Source organism: Lyngbya sp. CCY1209 (assembly GCF_035615495.1).
Taxonomy (GTDB): Bacteria; Cyanobacteriota; Cyanobacteriia; order Cyanobacteriales; family Microcoleaceae; genus Limnospira.
On the sequence record NZ_JAJENU010000197.1, the window covers coordinates 1 to 19,197 of the forward strand.

16 protein-coding genes are annotated in these 19,197 nt (G+C 55.1%); 3 read left to right on the forward strand and 13 right to left on the reverse strand.

The genetic code is table 11. The annotated features are described in order from the left end of the window. Window positions 1-152 precede the first annotated feature (152 nt). On the reverse strand, window positions 153-1,226 hold the full coding sequence (locus LKE08_RS03405; RefSeq protein ID WP_324702790.1) for a chlorophyll a/b binding light-harvesting protein: 1,074 nt from the start codon (window positions 1,224-1,226) through the stop codon (window positions 153-155). 155 nt (window positions 1,227-1,381) lie between these two features. On the opposite strand from LKE08_RS03405, the gene LKE08_RS03410 reads away from it, so the two are divergent. Further along, on the forward strand, window positions 1,382-1,576 hold the full coding sequence (locus LKE08_RS03410) for a hypothetical protein (RefSeq protein ID WP_324702791.1): 195 nt from the start codon (window positions 1,382-1,384) through the stop codon (window positions 1,574-1,576). A 22-nt stretch (window positions 1,577-1,598) separates the two neighbouring features. On the opposite strand, the gene LKE08_RS03415 is transcribed toward LKE08_RS03410, so the two are convergent. The 3 genes from LKE08_RS03415 to cobA form a co-directional block, all read right to left on the reverse strand. Then, window positions 1,599-3,323, reverse strand: a complete 1,725-nt coding sequence (locus tag LKE08_RS03415) for a PAS domain S-box protein (protein ID WP_324702792.1) — start codon at window positions 3,321-3,323, stop codon at window positions 1,599-1,601. Between the two features lie 416 nt (window positions 3,324-3,739). Continuing rightward, entirely contained in the window at window positions 3,740-4,948 is a 1,209-nt protein-coding gene (locus LKE08_RS03420; protein ID WP_324702793.1) for a tetratricopeptide repeat-containing serine protease family protein, read from the reverse strand. A 157-nt stretch (window positions 4,949-5,105) separates the two neighbouring features. Continuing rightward, the gene (gene cobA / locus LKE08_RS03425) at window positions 5,106-6,635 is read right to left on the reverse strand and encodes a uroporphyrinogen-III C-methyltransferase (protein WP_324702794.1); all 1,530 of its coding nucleotides are present in this window, start codon (window positions 6,633-6,635) and stop codon (window positions 5,106-5,108) included. Window positions 6,636-7,217: 582 nt separating this feature from the next. Between cobA and LKE08_RS03430 the strand changes: the two genes are divergently transcribed. Beyond that, entirely contained in the window at window positions 7,218-7,994 is a 777-nt protein-coding gene (locus LKE08_RS03430; protein ID WP_324702795.1) for a hypothetical protein, read from the forward strand. Between the two features lie 88 nt (window positions 7,995-8,082). On the opposite strand, the gene LKE08_RS03435 is transcribed toward LKE08_RS03430, so the two are convergent. The 9 genes from LKE08_RS03435 to gltB form a co-directional block, all read right to left on the reverse strand. After that, window positions 8,083-8,370 (reverse strand): addiction module antidote protein, encoded by a 288-nt coding sequence (locus LKE08_RS03435; RefSeq protein ID WP_324702796.1) that lies wholly within the window; start codon window positions 8,368-8,370, stop codon window positions 8,083-8,085. 26 nt (window positions 8,371-8,396) lie between these two features. Further along, a complete protein-coding gene (locus tag LKE08_RS03440) occupies window positions 8,397-8,744 on the reverse strand; it encodes a DUF5615 family PIN-like protein (protein WP_324702797.1) in 348 nt (115 codons plus the stop codon). After that, window positions 8,741-8,965, reverse strand: coding sequence for a DUF433 domain-containing protein (locus tag LKE08_RS03445; RefSeq protein WP_324702798.1), 225 nt, complete (start codon window positions 8,963-8,965; stop codon window positions 8,741-8,743). The genes LKE08_RS03440 and LKE08_RS03445 overlap by 4 nt, the downstream gene beginning before the upstream one ends. Before the next feature lie 42 nt (window positions 8,966-9,007). Continuing rightward, entirely contained in the window at window positions 9,008-9,292 is a 285-nt protein-coding gene (locus tag LKE08_RS03450; protein WP_324702799.1) for a nucleotidyltransferase family protein, read from the reverse strand. 77 nt (window positions 9,293-9,369) lie between these two features. After that, window positions 9,370-9,588 (reverse strand): hypothetical protein, encoded by a 219-nt coding sequence (locus tag LKE08_RS03455; protein WP_324702800.1) that lies wholly within the window; start codon window positions 9,586-9,588, stop codon window positions 9,370-9,372. Window positions 9,589-9,650: 62 nt separating this feature from the next. Continuing rightward, window positions 9,651-9,869: a type II toxin-antitoxin system HicB family antitoxin gene (locus LKE08_RS03460; protein WP_324702801.1), complete on the reverse strand. Its 219-nt coding sequence runs from the start codon at window positions 9,867-9,869 to the stop codon at window positions 9,651-9,653. A 19-nt stretch (window positions 9,870-9,888) separates the two neighbouring features. Next, entirely contained in the window at window positions 9,889-10,650 is a 762-nt protein-coding gene (locus LKE08_RS03465; protein WP_324702802.1) for a hypothetical protein, read from the reverse strand. Continuing rightward, window positions 10,647-11,414 carry a hypothetical protein gene (locus LKE08_RS03470; RefSeq protein ID WP_324702803.1) on the reverse strand — a complete coding sequence of 256 codons (768 nt, stop codon included), beginning with the start codon at window positions 11,412-11,414 and terminating at the stop codon, window positions 10,647-10,649. The genes LKE08_RS03465 and LKE08_RS03470 overlap by 4 nt, the downstream gene beginning before the upstream one ends. A gap of 227 nt (window positions 11,415-11,641) precedes the next feature. Continuing rightward, window positions 11,642-16,345 (reverse strand): glutamate synthase large subunit, encoded by a 4,704-nt coding sequence (gene gltB / locus LKE08_RS03475; RefSeq protein WP_324702804.1) that lies wholly within the window; start codon window positions 16,343-16,345, stop codon window positions 11,642-11,644. 677 nt (window positions 16,346-17,022) lie between these two features. Here gltB and LKE08_RS03480 point away from each other — a divergent pair. Continuing rightward, on the forward strand, window positions 17,023-18,966 hold the full coding sequence (locus tag LKE08_RS03480; protein WP_324702805.1) for a phosphodiester glycosidase family protein: 1,944 nt from the start codon (window positions 17,023-17,025) through the stop codon (window positions 18,964-18,966). Window positions 18,967-19,197 lie beyond the last annotated feature (231 nt).

The following is a 19,197-nucleotide window of genomic DNA, read 5'->3' on the forward strand; positions in this document are numbered from 1 at the left end:
TAAAGACAACCGTGGGGGCAACCTTATAGGGTTGCCGGTAAAGACAACCGTGGGGGCAACCTTATAGGGTTGCCGGTGAGGACAACCGTGGGGGCAACCTTATAGGGTTGCCGGTGAGGACAACCGTGGGGGCAACCTTATAGGGTTGCCGGTCATCCTTCCGCCACACTCTCGACGAAGCTGGGCTTCCGGTTCGCCACGATGTCGAAAAACGTGCCTCGGGTACTGCCCAGGGAAACGCTCAGGGAGCGATAGGCGTGCCAGAGGTGCCCCAGCAGGGCCAGGGAGCCGAGGGTGGCGTGGACGCTGGCCAGGGCGGTGCGGATGGATTCTTGGGTGCCGCCGACCGGGCCGTAGAAGGCGGTGGGATAGGCGACCTCGTTGACGGAGACGAAGACCGCGACGCTGAAACCCGCGATCGCCAGGGCGCCCAGGCTGTAGGATAGGTAAGCCTCGCCGGACCACACCAGCCGCGCTTTCGCCCAGGCGAAGGGTTCGGTGACGATGTGAAACAGGCCTCCGGCGACGCACAGCAGGCCCACCCAGACGTGCCCGCCGACGATATCTTCCACGTTGTCCACGGCGGCCATACCCGCGATCGCCCACCCGTGGGGGGTGATGCCGAACAGGTAGCCGAAAATCCGCCCCGGGTCGAGGTTGGGCTGCACCAGCCGCACCTGTTCCGCCAGGGGGTCGTAAATGCCGCCGAACCGGGTGGCTTTGAGCACCAGCAGCAGGGCGCCCGCCCCCAGGATCACCAGGTGGATGCCCAGGATGGTGGTCATCTTGCGGCCGTCTTGCCAGTCGTAGCCGAAGCCGTTTCGGTTCAGTTTGGCCGGCCCAAGTACGGCGTGGTAGAGTCCGCCCGCCCCCAGCACCGCCGAGCTGACCAGGTGCAGCATGGCGATCGCGTAATAGGGGTAGGTATCTACCACGACCCCGCCATCTCCGACCCCGATGCCGAGGCGGGCCAGGTTGGGCAGCAAAATGAGTCCCTGATCGTACATGGGCAAACCGGGATCGAACCGGGACAGCTCGAACAGGGTCATCGCCCCGGCCCACAGCACGATCAGCCCTGCGTGGGCGACGTGGGCTCCCAGCAAGCGTCCGGAGAGGTCCTTGAAGCGGATGTTCCCCGCCAGCAAGGGGGCGCCGGTTTCGGGAGTGGCCTCGGAAGACCAGCCGAGCGATCGCATCAGCGGAGTCCAAAAGAGTCCGTTCGTCATAACAGCTCCTTCCAGTCAGGCTGTAGAAAGTGCAACAAATATCTGGAACGGCCAGGGGGTTCCGAGGGCCAGCCTCGGAATTTGTTGACTTAGATTGTCATTAAGCTGATTGCAACACAATTCAGACTATTTTTCAACAAATTGATTGTTAAGTTATGTTAAGAACAGAGTCCGGCGCGACCCGACCGACGGCCGTCGCCGGGACAATGCAAGCCCTCAAACTTCCTCTGGTTATAGCTTTTACCCCGATTGGCGGACGGGGTGAAAGAATGCCGTTATTCGTTCAACTCAAGACTTTCAGTGGCGATCGCACCGAACTTAATGATATCTACTCTCAACTAATTCTCTGATAGGCGCCAGAGAGAGGCGGCATCAAACATTTCCCAAACATCGCCGGCGGTAAATGCGGGCGACTTTATCTTGGGGATTCTGCCGCAGACAGGCGTCAAACAGGGCGATCGCATCCCGAATTTCCCCCAAATAATAGTGCAGTAACGCCCGTTCAAATAGGGTTTTGGTCGCCTGTTTTCCCCGCCGCACTTTCGGCGGATCGGCGTCGAACACTTCAAACACGGACACCATTTTTAACTTCCCCTTCACCTGGACGCGATCGATGAGTCGGATGCCGTATTCGTGGAGGCGTTCGAGGCGGATAAACGTGTAGTGGGAAATGAGGAGAGAAACGCCGTAATTTTTGGTCAACCCTTCCAAGCGGGACGCCAAATTCACCGCATCTCCGATCACCGTCCCGTCCATCCGAGATTTGCCCCCCACGGTTCCAAGCATCAGTTGTCCGGTGTTGATGCCGATGCCGATTTCGATAGGGGGGCGATCGGGCCGCTGGCGGGTTTTGTTGTATTCTGCGAGGAGTTGCAGCACCCGAATTCCGGCCCTCACGGCATCGTCCGCACTGTGGCTGAATAACGCCATAATCTCGTCCCCGATGTACTTGTCGATGAAGCCGCGATATTCCGCGATCGCCGGTTCGACGTGGGATAAATAGGCGTTGATAAACTTGAAATTATCCTCCGGGTTCATCTGTTCTGAGAGGGTCGTAAAATCGCGGATATCCGCAAATAAAACGGACATTTCCCGCTCGACATTATCCCCGAGTTGAACGTCAACAATGCTATCTTTGCCGAGATATTGCAAAAACTGGTGGGGGACGAAGCGAAAAAACGACTGATTCAGTTCAAATAATTCCGAGGTGAACCGTTCCAGTTCCGCCTCCGCCCGCTTCCGTTCCGTGATATCTTCTACAAATCCTTGATAATAAAGAATATTGCCCTTCTCATCATCAACCACCCGGGCGCTTTCCGAGATCCAAATCGGGCGGCCGTCCCGGTGATAAACCTGGGATTCAAACCGGGAAACTTCGCCGCGATCGCGCAAAATTTCGAGCAATTCATCCCAGCGATTAGGGGAAATATACAATTGCTTTTTGACATCCGTTATCGAGGTCATCAAATCCCCGGGGGAATCGTAGCCGTAAATTCCCGCCAGGGTGGGATTCGCACTCAAAAACTTACCCTCAATCGAAATTTGAAAAATCCCCTCCAACGCATTTTCAAAAATGCTGCGATATTTCCGTTCTGCCCGTCCCAAAGATTCGATCAATTCCCCTTGGTCTTGCGTCAACAATTCCAAAGCGCGATTCATCTCTTGCAATTGCCGGTTTTGGTCGGCGAGTTGCTTTTGTTGGTAGAAACTATTGATCGCCTCCGTCACCGTCAACGTCAAATCCTCATTTTCCCAAGGTTTAGAAATGTAGCGATAGAGTTTTGCGTATTTTATCGCATTAAAAATCCCCTCAACATCCGCCTGACCCGTCAGCATGATATTGAGAGTATTTGGAGAGAGGTGATGGATGGTTTTCAGAACTTCATCTCCCCGCAACTTCGGCATCTGATAATCCGAAATGACGACCGCCAGTTCTTTCCCCGATTCGAGCAATTTCTGCGCCGATGCGATCGCTTCTTCCCCGCTTCCGGCCAACTCGACTTGATATTTTGTCCCGAACGATCTCCGAAGCAGCCGCTTCAGAGTCTCCAAAATCATCGGTTCATCATCGACACAGAGAATTACGGGTTTGCTCATTCATTCGGAAAGGGTAGACGCTTTCACCAGTGACTTGAAGACGGTGCAACCAATCTCTGCCGGTCGTTATGGCGCTACGCGCAAGTCAAAAGTCAAAAGTCAAAAGTCAAAAGCTGATGGCAAGGGCTTTTCAGCTTTGTCCAATGTCCCAATCAAGATGCGTAGTGCCATATCTTGCCAATTATCAAGCCATGAATTGTAGATCCCCTGTTCGGTCCGATCCCCCGTCAAATTGAGGAGATGTTTTGGACTGATTCACCGCCACCGTATCCATTACGGATCGAACTGAGATTTCCAAACCCAGTATAATTCATGGAAGAGAGGCGATCCGCGCCGCGTCCCGTCGAACCGCCCAAAAGAAAAGCCGGGAACGAAATCACCGTCCCCGGTTCCCGTCCTTCCCGCTTCTCCCGGGTTCAAGACTCGGGTCCGATCTCCTCGAGTTCCCGGATGCGATCGCGCGAATCCTGATAAGAATCCTCCCGCCCCAATTGTTCATACAGTTCCGCCGCCTTGCGAAAGTCGGCCAGGGCCGCGTCAAAATTGTCCCGGCGGATGTAAGCCAACCCGCGATTGTAGTACGCATCGGCGTAACCCGGATTCAATTCGATCGCCCGGGTGTAGTCCTCGATGGGATTCGGGCCGCGAGTCGGTTCGTCCACCACCAGCAGCGTCCGAGCCAACCCCAAATTAAAATAAGCCTCCGGCGAATCGGGATTCAACTCCAGGGAGCGGTTAAAATCCGCGATCGCCTCCCACGCATAGCCCCGGTCCAGTAGCGTCAACCCCCGAAAGTAAAACGCCCGGGCGTCCTGGGGGTCGTCCAAAGAAACGGGACTCGCCTCCGCCGGATCGGCGTCGGTGTCCATATTCAAATCCGCCGCGCTCAACTCCGTCGCCGTCAGCCGTTCGACAAACAAATTGATCGGGACCGCCGCATTGAACCCCGTCTTGATGGGAGTGACGTCCCCGGAACTGGTTTGGGCGAATCCGAACTCACCCTGGCCGTGCAGCCCCACCACCCGGCCTTCGGAGTCAAAAACGGGCCCCCCACTCATCCCGCTCCACGTCACCGCCTGATACCGCAAATTGTAGCCCTCCGGGCGATTTCTGGGCCGGCTCGTCACCAGTCCCGGCGACAGTTCCGGCTCGCGATCGGCCCCCGTCAGGCCCCCGGTGGCCGGATAAGCATAGACGTAAATCTGCACCCCGATCGCCACCCGTTCGGAATCCCCCAAAATGGCGGTGGGATAGTCCCGGGGACTCTCGAACTCCACCACAGCCAAGTCCGGGTCCTCCGCCGCCGTCTGGAGGCGAGTGACGCGGGTGGCTGGGTAACTTTCCCCGTCATGGGTACGGACGTGGTAAGCGACCTCGGGTTCTTCCACCACATGGTTGACCGTCAACACCGTATAAATATTATCTTTTTTAGCAATAATCACCCCCGAACCATCTCCGAGGGGGCTGTTAATTTGTACCGCGATCGGCGCGGCAATTTCGGCCACCTCCTGGGCGGTTTTAGCCGCCGCCGGCATCTGAGCACTGACGACAACGGCCGTAACAGCCGCCATCCCCGTCAAAATGGGGGCGAGGGAGTCAAAGCGAGAAAAACCCAAGTTGAGCATGGTTCCATCCCTGTTGAGTTGCGATCGAGGCTGCGGGATTAGGGAGTGGGGAGTGGGGAGTAGGGAGTAGGGGCTCCGCTTCCATTTCCCATTTCCTGGGTGCAGCAATATATCTATTTTCCGACGTGAGCCGGGAAAATTTGTTCGGATCGGACAGTTACAATTCATTTTTAACCCAGGCTACGATCGCCTCGGTGAGTCCCTCCAGGGTATATTCCCGGGCTTCCACGTCCACCCGGCCCAGCAACTCCCGGCAGGTTTCCGAGGTTTGGGGTCCGATGGAAGCGATCGCCCCAGCCGCCATCAGATCGTTCAAAGACTCACCCGCAGCCCCTTCCAGAAGTTTACAAAAATTCCGCACCGTCTTGGAACTGGCGAAAGTGACAATATCAATTTGTCCGTTTTGGATGGCATCCCAAGCCTCCGGCGCGATCGCCTCGGGACAACCGGACTCGTAAGCCGGCACCTCCACCACCGTCGCCCCCGCCGCCGTCAACTCCTGCACCAACACCTCTCGCCCCCCGCTTTCCACCCGGGGAAACAGCATCCGCCGTCCGGCGACGGGTTCGGGGAAATGTTCCACCAGGGAATCGGCCACGAAATCCGGGGGGATAAAATCCGGTTGCAGGCCCCACTCCCGCAGGCTGGCGGCGGTTTTTTTGCCCACCACGGCAATTTTCGTCCCGGCGAGGGCGCGACTGTCCTTTCCGGCGGCCATCAGCCGTTCAAAAAAGTAAGACACCCCGTTGGCCGAAGTCAGCAGCAGCCAGTCGAAATCGAAATCGGCGATCGCGCGATCGAGGGGTTCCCAGGTGGAGGGCTCGCGGATCACCAGCGTCGGCATTTCCACCACCTTCGCCCCCTGTCGTTCCAGGAGGGTGCGGAATTGGCCGGAGGAAGATTGCGATCGCGTCACTAAAACCGTCTGGCCCAACAGGGGTGCGATCGGTTGGGAATCGCCCTGGGGGGTGAGGTAGGATCGCAGTTCCACCACATCCCCCACGACAATCACGCTGGGGGATAAAGATTCTTCCCATGTCTGGTCTAAAATATCGTCCAACGTCCCGATCCAGACCTGCTGGTTGGGCCGTCCGCCGCGCCGGATAATGGCAACGGGAGTTTGGGGCGATCGGCCGTGGTGTTTGAGTTGGCGGACAACCGCCTCCAAATTTCGCGACCCCATCATCAAAACCAGGGTGTCGAGTTCCGCCAGACTCGCCCAATTCAGGGCGTCCGGGTCGTGGGCCGTCATCACCGCAAAACAGCGGCTCATCACCGGATCCGTGAGGGGAATTCCCGCCAGCAGGGGTGCGGCTAACGCCGAAGAAATCCCCGGGACGACTTCAAACTCGCACTCAGCCGCGATCAGGGCTTGAATTTCTGCACTCGTGCGTCCGAAAATGAACGGATCGCCCCCTTTGAGCCGCAGCACTTGCCGTCCCTTTCGGCAATGTTCGACCAACAAATGATTGATTTTATCTTGGGGCGTGCTCGGCTGTCCCCCCCGCTTTCCGACGTGCAGTTTCAAACAGTCGGGCGGCAGCAGCGGCAAAATGGATTCATCGACCAACGCATCGTAAACCAGCACGTCGGCATTCATGAGCAAGTGATAGGCTTTGACGCTCAAATAGGCGATATTTCCTAAGCCCGCCCCCACCAAATAAACTTTTCCCGTCGGTTTGGTCATGCTCTCCCGCAGTTGTCGTTTACCCTACAATTCTAGATACGGGAAGATTACCATAAAAAGAGGAAATGGGGAATGGGTTGAAAAATCAAAAGTCAAAATTCAAAAGTCAAAAGCATTGAATTTTCATGGATTAAGGGGATCGAAAAAAGAATCATTCTTTTTGTTTTTCGGTTTCCCGGGGAAGGATTTGGACTCGATTCTTTTGTCGGAGTGTAAAGTGATGAATTGTATGGCGATCGACAGAACGGTTGGGACAGATCGGCTAATTTTAGACCCACCTTGAAATGAATTTCAAGGCTGATAGCAAAAGTCTATTTAAGTGGACTCGTTCGGAGTAATCGTGTCCCAACCCCCTTGTCAGTTGCCATACTATATTTTTTTGAATTCAAATCGCCGATCGGTCAATTTTTAAACCGTCACAAACTCGGATGCGATCGCCATTAGTTTTGCCGGTCGAATCTGGATTGTCATCGTTTGCGTTTGTCGGGTTTATGCCATCTCACGGACTGTCACAGCGATCGCCCTCGGGGTGCGATCGCCTTCCGATAATGGGGGCAATTCCGAATTGAGGAAAAATCGGTTATGAAATCGCCCATAAATTTCGCCTATTTTACCGCCGGACTGGTTCTAATTTTACTGCTCACCTTTTCAATTCTCCAGTGGCTGCACATTCCCTCCGGCAACTTTTTAGATTGGATTATCGGGGGGGTAACGTTCTGGTGGCTGCTGTTAATTGTGACGGTTCCCTGGAACGTCCACTTTGATGCCAAAGAAGTGATGGCGGAGGCGGAGGAGTCCGACAAAAAAGGTATCCGAATTGACGACAAACAGCGGCAATATGTGAGCCAATTAGCCCGCCGTTCTCTGTGGGTTGCGATCGCCCTCCACCTCCTGTCCGCGATCGGTTTGTACGGGTTATCAATGGCGGGAATAACCGTCGTCGGCTACGTCGGTTCGGCGGCGGCATTGTTGCTGACCATTTTACGTCCGGCTTTGCGCGGTTATCAATATTTAGTCGCCCGCCTGTCGATGGTTCGCCGCGAATTTTCTTATCCCCGGGAAGACGTTGTGGAGTTGCGAGGACGGGTAAAAAAGCTCGAAGCGGCGGTCAAATTAATCGAACAAAGTATCGACCGGGACAATCCCAGTTCTTGGGCATCTCAACAGGAGAAAAAAGCCGCTTTCATCCAAAATGAACTCACCCGCCTATCGGCCGATATCCAAACCCTGAAAGCCGACAATAAATCGGAACACGATCGCCTGAGTCGAACCGCCGAAAACGCGATCGCCCAGATGCGAGAAGACGGACAAGTGCTCAACCACGTTCGCGAGATCGTCCGATTTTTCAAAGAAGCCTGACAGTCGGGTGCGTTCCCTCAAATCACATGACTTTATCAACCGATTGATGAATGGGAACGCACCTTTTTTAAAGTTTATATAATGTGAGCTAAATCATCACAACTTGTAAACGCAAACCCAGTGTTTGTAAAAGCTTAATAACTGTCGCCAAATCCGGATCTTCTTTAGCCGATAAAACTTTGTCAATAATTGCGCGATCGTGTCCTGTTTCCCGGGCAATCTGTATCATCCCTTGCGATCGGACAATATCCTTAAGTGCCGCAACTAGCACCGCCGGATCGCCATCTTCAAGGGCAGCTTCCAGATAGGAAGCGATGTCTTCTTTCGTTTCCAGATGCTCCGCCGCATCCCAAGGGTAAGTTTCAATTTTTTTCATGATCTATTCAGATAGTAGTATGACATTCAGCCATCGCCGAAATTGCTGATTTCCACCAATGCTTCGCCAGCTTCCAAAAGTTCTAGTGCTCTGGGCAATGTCTGGCTCAGAATTTCGCGTAACCGAGCATTGGAGGTATTGCCACAAGTCAACCAAATAATTTGTGGTGGTGAACCCAGTCGCTCCACCAAATCCACGAAGTCACTATCTTTGGTCATGACAATAACTTCCAGTGCTTTTGCAGTCTCAAAAATTTCAGGATCTTCAGCATCTCTTAGTCCCAGATCTCGTAATGCTACTGCTTCAACTCCAAATGTGTCTGTAATCCAGTTTGCGATTGCGGGGGAGAGGTGTGCATCTACCCAAATCGTCATGGCACTAAGACCGGATGATTGAGTTTCCGGGAGGCATACAAAAGAGATGCCTTTAAATCATCTGCTTCGAGATCGGGCATTTCTTCTAAAATTTCTCCGGCACTCAAACCCGCCGCAAACAGATCCAATACATCCGATACCCGAATTCTCATCCCTCGGATGCAGGGGCGACCCCCGCACTGTTTGGGGTTAACTGTGATTCTGTTAAAAAGATCGGACATGAGCCAACTCCACTAATCTAGAAGTTATTATCCGTTACAATATTACTCCATTGTCAAAATGCGATCGCCAATGCGCGGCTTCAACCCGGACTTATGCACCAAGTCCACCTTGACCCCCAAATTATCGCTGAGATAATTCTCTAAATTGATGAACTTCAACAAGCTGGGTGTCTCGGAAAATTCGACCAACACATCTACATCGCTCGTTTCCGTCTGCTCTTGTCTGACATAAGAGCCGAAAATCCCCAATTCCCGAACGTGATAACGTTCCTGCAAAACCGACCGATGCAGCACCAGCCATTGCTGGATTTCCTCCAAAGTTTTCATACTCCCCGTTTCCCCAAATTCAATAGGTTTTGGCAAATCAGCAAACAATTGGCGAAATTGGGCAGTAGTCCGTGACTTCACAACGTCTCCGGGTCGAGTTCTTCGGTTTCACCGGCATGATATTCAGCCATCGCTGAAGCTGCGAGTTTTGCAAGAATATCTGGAGAACGGGAGAATGCTTCATCCCAGTGCCGTTCGTCCTCAATTTCGTCTAAGATCATTGAAGCGATCGCGTTTTGCTCCGTTTCCGGCAAAGTTTTCAATCTGGCAATTGCACGTTCAAGTAACTCAGTCATCGCTACCTCTACTCCAACCGTTACAGTATTACTCTACCCATTATCGCCGATTCATTGATTTCTCAAACAACCTGAAGTGTCTTGGGTTCGGGGATCGTCTCCCCTTCTGCCTGCCAAGCTTCCAGGTACATTTCAATCACTTCTTCACCGTTACGAATGGCTTCTTCACGGGTTTTTCCGTGCGTACAAGGCATGACGACGCGATCGGCAAACTCTGGAACTGTGACCAGGAAAAGCCGATCTTCATCAGACCATTGAATCATCATGCTATAGCGATTCATAAATCTTCACTTCTTATTATTATTGAGGGAAAACTTCTGCATATCTCTCAGCCCAGTAAACAGAATAATTATTCTCCAAACAATGAAGGTACATTTCGTCAAAGTTATGAATTTTATTTTTCGTCAAATCCTTGTGTATGTGCTTAAAAATTATCACTCCATTGTCAACATTAAGTGCTCGAAAAGGGTTAGTTACCACACTATCAATGTGAGCAAAATCCACCTCTTCTGTAGAACTAAAAGTCTCTCCAGTAAACTCACAACTGGAGATACCATATTTGTCAATACGTTCTTTCTTTAAGTATGGGCGATAGTTGGAAATCTCTTGTAGAAAAACATCCTTCACATCTCGGACTTCGGAGTTGTTAACTATCTTTGTATATATCCTTTCTGCAATCTGTAGGTACTGTTTTGTTTTTCCTGATTTGACGCTTTTCCTTACCTCAATCAGTTGTATTAAAGTCGGACCTGATATATGTTCGTAACCATCTATATTCAGAATTTCAGATTTGCTAATTAGACCAGGTATGCCTTGATATACTAAAGATTGTTCAGCACCTGAATTACCAGTTCTTAGGATTTCAGCTAACCCTTGTATCCTTATATATGGAATTCCACTAACACATATTTGTGTGTTTGCATAAAAAGCATTAACAATTCCCATTATATGCTCTTTAGAAAGCTTTTTTTCTGTCATTTTCAAAGCAATCTCAAGTTCATTTATTTCGACCAGTTTCTCCAATGGATAGTGTCGAATGGAAGGCAAATTTCTGTTGTTCATGCTTGCTTTGTCAAACGTTTATAGATGAGATTAATTTTTTTAGATATCTCGTCGTTATTTAGAGAAGACTCATTACTGATATTCTTGTCGGGATGGAAGTAGCCCATCATTTTATCTCGCCACTTCTTAGCCTTGTCTTTATTGACATAGTGCAATTGTGTTAGCTCTATTTCTTTTTCAAGATCTCTCTCTTCATGATATTTGAGGAGACAAAATGCCAATCTATGCTTATCAGAAATAAAAAATTGATCTGCTTCTTTGGGTTCAAAACTTGAAATATTTCGGTTTTGTGCGATTACGTTTTCCTGAGATGACATTAAATTTTTAATTTTTTGCCCATCTACAAAAGGAATTAACAATTCAATTAAAAACACCAATTCTTTCTTCAAAGAATCTCCGATGTTGATGTCAGTCGCAAGGTCAATATTGGTTTTCCGGAATTTCAGAAAATCTCTAAAGTTTTTGTCATTTGTATTAGAGTCCAAGTCACGAGCCAAATTGTTTCTAAGATTATTCAAATTTTCTATAGCAGACCAGTCACTTTCTTGTATCTTTGTAGAAAGAGGAATCAAAGCTCTAGCTATAAACAACTTTTGCTGAAATCCAAGATCAGCACCTTTCAAGTGGTCTGGCTGTTGAACTGCATGAGAAATCATCTGCTCTAAAAGCCATTCGATCAGTAGATGCCCTTTGAGGACTACTAATGTAGGATTTGGTTCTGTGGAAAGCCATTGCTCAAAGAATTCCGAGTAATTTTCCGTCATGTTTACCAATGAATATAAGTTACTGGTTGGGCGGACGAAAACAGATGCTTTATCCTTGCAAACTTATTGCGAACATTTTGTATAATACAATAATACAGCCAGTTATGGATTGGTGTCAACTCCCGAGCTGAGTCTTCTGTGCTTAACCTCACGTGACCTCAGTTCGGTAAAAAAATGCCCCCCGATCGCAACCGGGGAGCAATAAAAACTGACAGAATTACGAAGAATTACGACGCCGCGATCGCCACTTTTTCACCGCTGCCTTCCGGCGAAACTTCCGGAGTATTTTCCTCCGAAGGCGGCACCACCTGCCAGAACTTGGGCAGGTAATCCGACCAATGAGCCAAAATCTCCTTCGCCGTCGCGCTGTCGGTAAATTCCGCGTGGCGCTCGATCAACGCCTTCAACTGCCGCTCCCCTGAGTGCGTCGAAACCCGCTGGATGCGGACAATTTCCGGGTTCACGCACTCGGGGAAACTGCCGTCCTCGTCCAGGAAATAGCCGATGCCGCCGGTCTGGCCGGCGCCCACGTTGCGGCCCACTTTTCCGAGGACGACCACCACACCGCCGGTCATGTACTCGCAGCAGTGGTCCCCCGCACCTTCGATCACCGCCTGTCCCATCGAGTTGCGGACGGCGAAGCGCTCGCCGGCCTGTCCCCGGGCGAACAGGGTTCCCCCCGTGGCGCCGTACAGGCAGGTATTGCCGACGATGACGTTTTCCGAGGGGTCGAGGCCGCTTTCGGGAGCGGGTTTGACGATCAACTCGCCGCCGTGCATCCCTTTACCCACATAGTCATTCGCCTCGCCGTTGAGGGTGAGTTTCATTCCCGGCAGGTTGAAGGCGCCGAAACTCTGGCCGGCCGAACCGTTGAACGTGAGGGCGATTTGTCCCTCGAAGCCGGTGTTGCCGTACAGCGCCGCAATTTTCCCGGCGATGCGGGCGCCCACGGTGCGATCGGTGTTGACAATCCGCACCGTCTTGCTGACGCTGCCCTGGTTGCGAATCGCCGCGGCGATGTCGGCATCCTCCAACAGCACGTCATCCAGAACCGGGCCGTTGCTGTGGACGTCCTCGTGGTTCAGCCAGTCGTTGTCCGCCGAGATGGGGGGCGCCGTCAGCACGTCCAGATTCAAAGCCTGGGTCTTGGTGAGGCGGACGTCGCGCATTTTCAGCAAATCCGATCGCCCGATGATGTCCTTCAGAGAACGATACCCCAACCGGGCCAACAACTGGCGCACTTCCTCGCCCACGAAATAGAAGAAATTCACCACGTGGTCCGGAGTTCCCGGGAAGCGCTTCCGCAGTTCCTCTTTCTGGGTGGTGACGCCCACCGGACAGCCGTTGGTGTGGCAAATCCGGGCCATGATGCAGCCCTCGGCGATCATGGCGATCGTCCCGAAGCCGAACTCTTCGGCGCCCATCAGCGCCCCCATGATCACGTCCCAACCGGACTTGAGGCCGCCGTCCACCCGCAGCCGCACGCGATCGCGCAATTTGTTGTCCATCAGCACCCGGTGCACCTCCGTCAGGCCCAATTCCCAGGGCGTGCCGGCGTGCTTGATCGAGGACAGGGGAGAGGCGCCCGTGCCGCCGTCGTGTCCGGAGATCTGGATGTAGTCGGCGTTGGCCTTGGCCACCCCCGCCGCGATCGTGCCGATGCCGATTTCCGCCACCAGCTTCACCGAAACCGTCGCTTCGGGGTTGATCTGGTGCAGGTCGAAGATCAGTTGGGCCAGATCCTCGATGGAATAGATATCGTGGTGAGGCGGGGGAGAAATCAGGGTGACGCCCGGTTTCGACCGCCGCAACATAGCGATATAGGGGCTCACCTTCCGTCCCGGCAACTGTCCGCCCTCGCCCGGTTTCGCACCCTGGGCGACCTTAATTTCGATGGATTTGGCATTCATCAGATATTCCGGCGTCACCCCGAACCGGCCCGACGCCACCTGTTTGATAGCGGAACTGGCGCTGTCGCCATTTTTCAGACCCTTCAAATAGGGGCGGGAGGCGGAAATGCCGTCGGCGTTCACGTCTTCGAGAACCGGGAAGCGGGTCGGATCTTCGCCCCCTTCGCCGGAGTTGGACTTGCCCCCCAGACGGTTCATGGCGATCGCCAGCGTCTCGTGGGCCTCGGGAGACAGCGCCCCCAGAGACATCCCCCCGCTGCAGAACCGGGTCACGATATCCGCCACGGACTCCACCTCATCCACGGAAATCGGGTCGCGATCGCTATTAAAATCCAACAGATCCCGCAACGCCGACACCGTCCGATCGTTGAGAAATTCTTGATAGGTGGCATAGTGGTCGTACCCCGGGGAAGCGCCGTTGCTCTTGCCGTCGCCGCGCACCGCTTCGTGCAGCAACTTCGCCAAATCGGGGCTATTGCCGTGGTACTCACCCCGCCGGAAGAAATTGACGAAGCCGTAATTTTCCAGCTTCTTGGCTTCCAACTCCGGGAACGCCTTGGCGTGGAACTGGTTCACCTCCTGGCCCAACTCCGCCACCGTCAGGCCCCCGATGCGGGAAGTCGTCCCCTTGAAGCCCAATTCCAGCAAATCGTCCCCGATGCCGATCGCCTCAAAAATCTGCGCCCCCTGGTAAGAAGAGAGCAGGGAAATCCCCATCTTCGAGAGGATCTTCAGCAGGCCATTTTCCACCGCCTTGCGGTAATTTTTTTGAGCCTCAGCCCCGGTAATTTGGGGCAACTTGCCCCGTTCCATCGCCTTTTGGGTTTTTGTTTCCCCCCACCAAGCCCGGACGCTTTCCCAGGCCAAATAGGGGCAGACAGCCGAGGCGCCGTACCCGATCAGGCAGGCGAAGTGGTGGGTGCTCCAACACTGAGCCGTATCCACCACCAGGGACCCTTTCAGGCGGCTCCCCGTCTCGATCAGGTGGTGGTGAACCGCGCCGACAGCCAGCAGGGGCGGGATGTAGGTTTGTTCCGCATCGATACCGCGATCGCACAGGATCAGGATCTTTTTGCCCGCATCCACCGCCTCTTGAGCCTTTTTACACAGATCCTCGACCGCCGCTTTCAACCCTTCGGGTCCGGCCGAAACCGGATACAGGGTGGACAGGGTGGCGCTCTCGAAGCCCGAATTGCGGATATTCTCCAATTCCGCCTCATTGAGCACGGGGGACTCGATCTTGACCATCCCGGCATCTTCCGGTTTGGGATCGAGGAGGTTGCCCCGCTCTCCCAACCGCATAGTCAGGGACATGACGATCCGCTCCCGCAGGGGGTCGATGGGGGGGTTCGTCACCTGGGCGAACCGCTGTTTGAAATAGTCGTAGAGCAAATGGGGTTTGTCGGAGAGCACCGCCAGGGGGATGTCATCGCCCATGCAGAAGGTCGGCTCTTTCCCCTGGCTGGCCATGTCGGAGATCACCATGTCGATGTCTTCCGAGCCGTAGCCGAAGGCGAGCTGTTGCCGCAGCAGCGTTTGAGCGTCCGTGGAGCGCTCCTCGACGAAGGGCTGTTCTTTGGCTTCGATGCGGTGGGTTTTCAGCCATTCGCCGTAGGGGTGGCGGCGGGCGATGCGATCTTTGATCTCCCAGTTTTTCAGGACTTCGTGGGTTTCCATGTCCACGGCGATCGTCTGGCCCGGACCCAGGCGGCCTTTTTCCACAATTTCCGCCTCCGGAATTTCCACCACCCCGGCTTCCGAGGCGACGATCACCATGCCGTCTCGGGTGATGCAGTAGCGGGCCGGACGCAGGCCGTTGCGGTCGAGGCAGGCGCCGACCTGTTTGCCGTCGCTGAACACCAGCAGGGCCGGTCCGTCCCAGGGTTCTTGGACGCCGCTGTGGTATTCGTAAAAATCGACGATTTCTTCCCGGCCTTTGAGGAGGGGCTGGTTCTGATACGCTTCCGGCACCATGACCATCAGGGCCTCCGACGGCGATCGCCCCGTCCGCACCAGCAGTTCCATGACGTTATCCAGGTTGGCGGAGTCGCTGTTGTCGGCGTCCACGAAGGGTTTCAGGGTCGCGAGGCGATCGCCCCAATAAGTGTGGGACAAAATCCCTTCCCGCGCCCGCATCCAGTTGATGTTCCCCAGCAGGGTGTTGATTTCCCCGTTGTGTCCCAGCAGGCGCATCGGCTGCGCCAGGGGCCACCGGGGCATGGTGTTGGTGCTGAAACGCCGGTGGTAGACGGCGAAGGCGGTCTTGTAGAGGGGATTTTTCAGGTCGGTGTAGAAGTCTCCCAGCACAGCCGATCGCACCATCCCCTTGTAAACGACCGTCCGGCAGGAGAAGGAACACATATAAACGTCCGTTCCCCAGTGCAGCCCGACTTCGGCCAGGGCCACCCCCGCCGAGCGGCGGGCCAGGTACAGTTGCCGCTCCAACTCGTCCCCGGTTTTTCCGGTGTTGGAGGAGACGATCGCCTGTTCGATGCGGGGCTGATTTTCCCGCGCCATCGGGCCGAGAACTTCCGGACGCACCGGCACGGCCCGCCACCCCAACAGGGTCAGATTTTCCCGCACCAGCACGTCCCCGATCACGTTTTTGGCTGTCACCGCCCGGTTTTCGTCCTGGGGCAGGAACACCATCGCCAAGCCGTAGCGAGCGCGGAGTTGCTCGGCCGTCAGTCCCTTGAAGGACTCCAATTCGGCCAGATTTCCTGAAATCGTATCGTCTCCCTGGAGCAGTTCCCAGGGGATCGCCGTCATCAAACCAGCCCCGTCCCCGGAGTCGTAGTCGGCGCTGCACCCCCCCCGGTGTTCCAGACAGGTGAGGGCCGGCAGGGCCTTCTCGACGATCTGATGGCTGGCTTCCCCCGTGGGATTGGCGATCAAACCGACCCCACAGGCGTCCCGCTCTTCGGCCAGCCACCGCTGGCCGGCGTAGGGGGTGCCTCGGTGAAAGATGTCCTGATTGAATGGTTGATGATTTCGGTTCACGCTTTTTCTTGTGTTATCCATATCTCGAATGCGTATGAGTGGCGCCAAGCTGCTCAGGGCAGGTACACAGGTGTTTGAGTGGTCTCGGGGCTCGGCACGGAGGCGCTGCCCCCACGGGTCGAAATTATAGAGGGCCCGCACAGATGCACTGCCCCTACTACAAATGAACTGAAGCTGATCGAGTTTCAGTCGTCGGGACGATTCGCTCTCTCGCCCCTGCTGGCAAACGGCGACATTTGCTAAGACTATAAACCAGTGAGAATGCCGGCAAGTTTGAAGGAAATTCAAAGATTTCGAGATGCGAATGAGTCGCTGATTTCTCCCACGTTTCGGGCGATCGCCAGCGAGTCCCCACACGGGTGGTCGGGCGGGATTCGGCGGAGAGGGATGTCGCCATCCGTCAAGCTGGAGACACTTACGGATACTCCGACCGTCAAATTTGAGTGACGTTTCACCCCCCAGGGATACCCGGTCGGCCGATCGCACGATCCGCCTGATCTTCCCGGATCGCTCACTTATCCCTATTATTATGTAGCCGAGACCCCGCAGTTGTTGGTGTTGAAGCTACGGTTTCAGCAAAAATTTAGATGTAGTCTCTAGGATACACGCTATTCTCCGTGTCAGTGTCCCAAAAATTTAGATCTGATGACATCTCCTCCACAATGTCGGTTTCGCCTCCACGGCTTCGGATCGGCATTTTGGCTCTTTCCATCCTGCTGTCGGGTTTCGGAGGGAGTCCGGTTTGGGCCGGGAACGTCGCCGTCGGAGAGCGGGGGGCGACCATCGCCCTCAACGGCCGGGAAATCCCGGTCAACTGGCTCCGGTGGAACGATTCCCGCCACCCCGACCGCCAATCCGTCGGCGTCGCCGACCTGGGATTGATGCGATCGACGGGGGTCGAATTGCTCGACACGGCCGAGAGCGGGCGACAGCCGGTCCGCTGGTTCGGAGCCTCCCCCGCGTTGTCCGCTTTCCACCGGGACGGCCACCGATATTTGGATCTGACTGACCTGGCCCGCCAACAGGGCTGGCAAGTCTGGAGCCGGGGCACGGTGCTCGAACTCACGTTCCCCCCCGCCACCCTCCGAGATGTCGAAACGACACTCCTCCCCGACTGCGGGGAGACCCCCGGGCGATCGCTTCCGGAAGCGCCCCCCCCGTGTCGGCGGTTCGTCCTCGAATTGGACCGCCCGGTTCCCTGGCAAGCCCCTGAAATCGAGACCTCCCCAACCGGTTCATCCTCCTCTTTCCCCCTCGAGTTACAAGAACGACTCATTCAGACCGAACCGTCCGAGACGGAAGAAGAATCCCCCAAATCCCCGTCCGTCGAAGGGGACGAGAAACCGACCCCCCAACCGCAGGTGTGGTGGTCGATCGCCCTCGACGCCCGACCCGATCCGGATCGGGAAGGATCATTTTATCCTATCGACGGCGATCCCCTGGCGGGAATTTGGATCGATACCCGCTCTCAACCGACACGATTGATTTTCAGCACCCCCCCCGGTTGGCGTCCCCGGGTCAGTTCCTCCGGCGATCCCCCCCGGTTGGCGATCGAGATCCGACCCGATTTTTGGGTGGAACGGGACATTCAGTGGGCGCCGGGACTGCGGTGGCAACAGCGATCTGTGGAAATTCGCAGCCCCCATTCTCCGGCCCTGTTGCCTAAAATCGTCCGGTTTCCGGTGGTTTGGCTGGAAATTGACCTGAAATCACCGGCGATTTCCCTGGAACCGATCCGCGCCCGGGAGATCTCGCCCGAGGGGCTGGCTCCTTTGGCGGAAGTGGCCGGGCGCGCGGGGGTGGCGGCCGCTATCAACGGCGGCTTTTTCAATCGCAACAATCAATTTCCCCTCGGGGCAATCCGACACCAAAACCGCTGGATCTCCGGCCCGATCCTCGGCCGGGGCGCGATCGCCTGGACCGACGAAAAACAGATCCTCATGGACCGCCTCACCCTCAGCGAAACGTTGCTCCTTCCCGGCGGTGAATCCGTTCCCATCCAAAAACTCAATAGCGCCTACATCCGGGCGGGTTTGTCCCGCTACACCCCCGACTGGGGAAGGGTTTACCGCCCCTTCGGCGACCGCGAAATAGCCATCAGCGTCCGGGGCGATCGCATCGTCGGCTATCAGATCCTCAAATCCCCCCATTTCTCGCCCGTTCCCATCCCCCCGGACGGCTATTTACTGGTCCTGCGAAACCGACCCGAACTCGCCGAGCGCCTGTCTCCCGGCACCCCCGTGCGATTGGAAACCGCCACCCGTCCGGCTCCGTGGTCCGATTTTCCCCACGGCCTCGGTGCCGGTCCGCTGTTACTCCACAACCACAAAATCGTCCTGGATGCCAAAGCTGAACAATTTGGCGATGCGTTCGCCCGCCAAGCGGCCATCCGCAGCGCCGTGGGACTGACATCGGGCGATCGGCTCCTGCTGGCGATCGTACACCAGAGCCCCGGCGGAACCGGACCGAGCCTCGCCGAACTGGCCGAACTGATGCGACAACTCGGCGCCGTCGAAGCCCTCAATTTGGACGGGGGAAGCTCCAGCGGCCTCTACCTCGGCGGCCAACTCATCGATCGCCCCCCGCAGACCGCAGCCCCCGTCCACAACGGCATCGGGGTCAAATTGACCGCCGACAATTGACGACTCTTAATCTTTCCCTCCCCCCGATTTCCCCGGCCCAATGTAAAGCTCCCGCCCGATTGAGTAAAGTTTTGATAAAACTTCCTCGAAATTCTTCAGTTGGGGACGAAACGGGGTGACATCTCCCCCGATCTGTTTGCTATGGTTGGATAGGGTCTCAAAGGGCCGGATAACCTCGGCACTTGAGTTCCCGAGTCTTCAGCGACTCGAGTTTTAACTGACTTGTTTTTA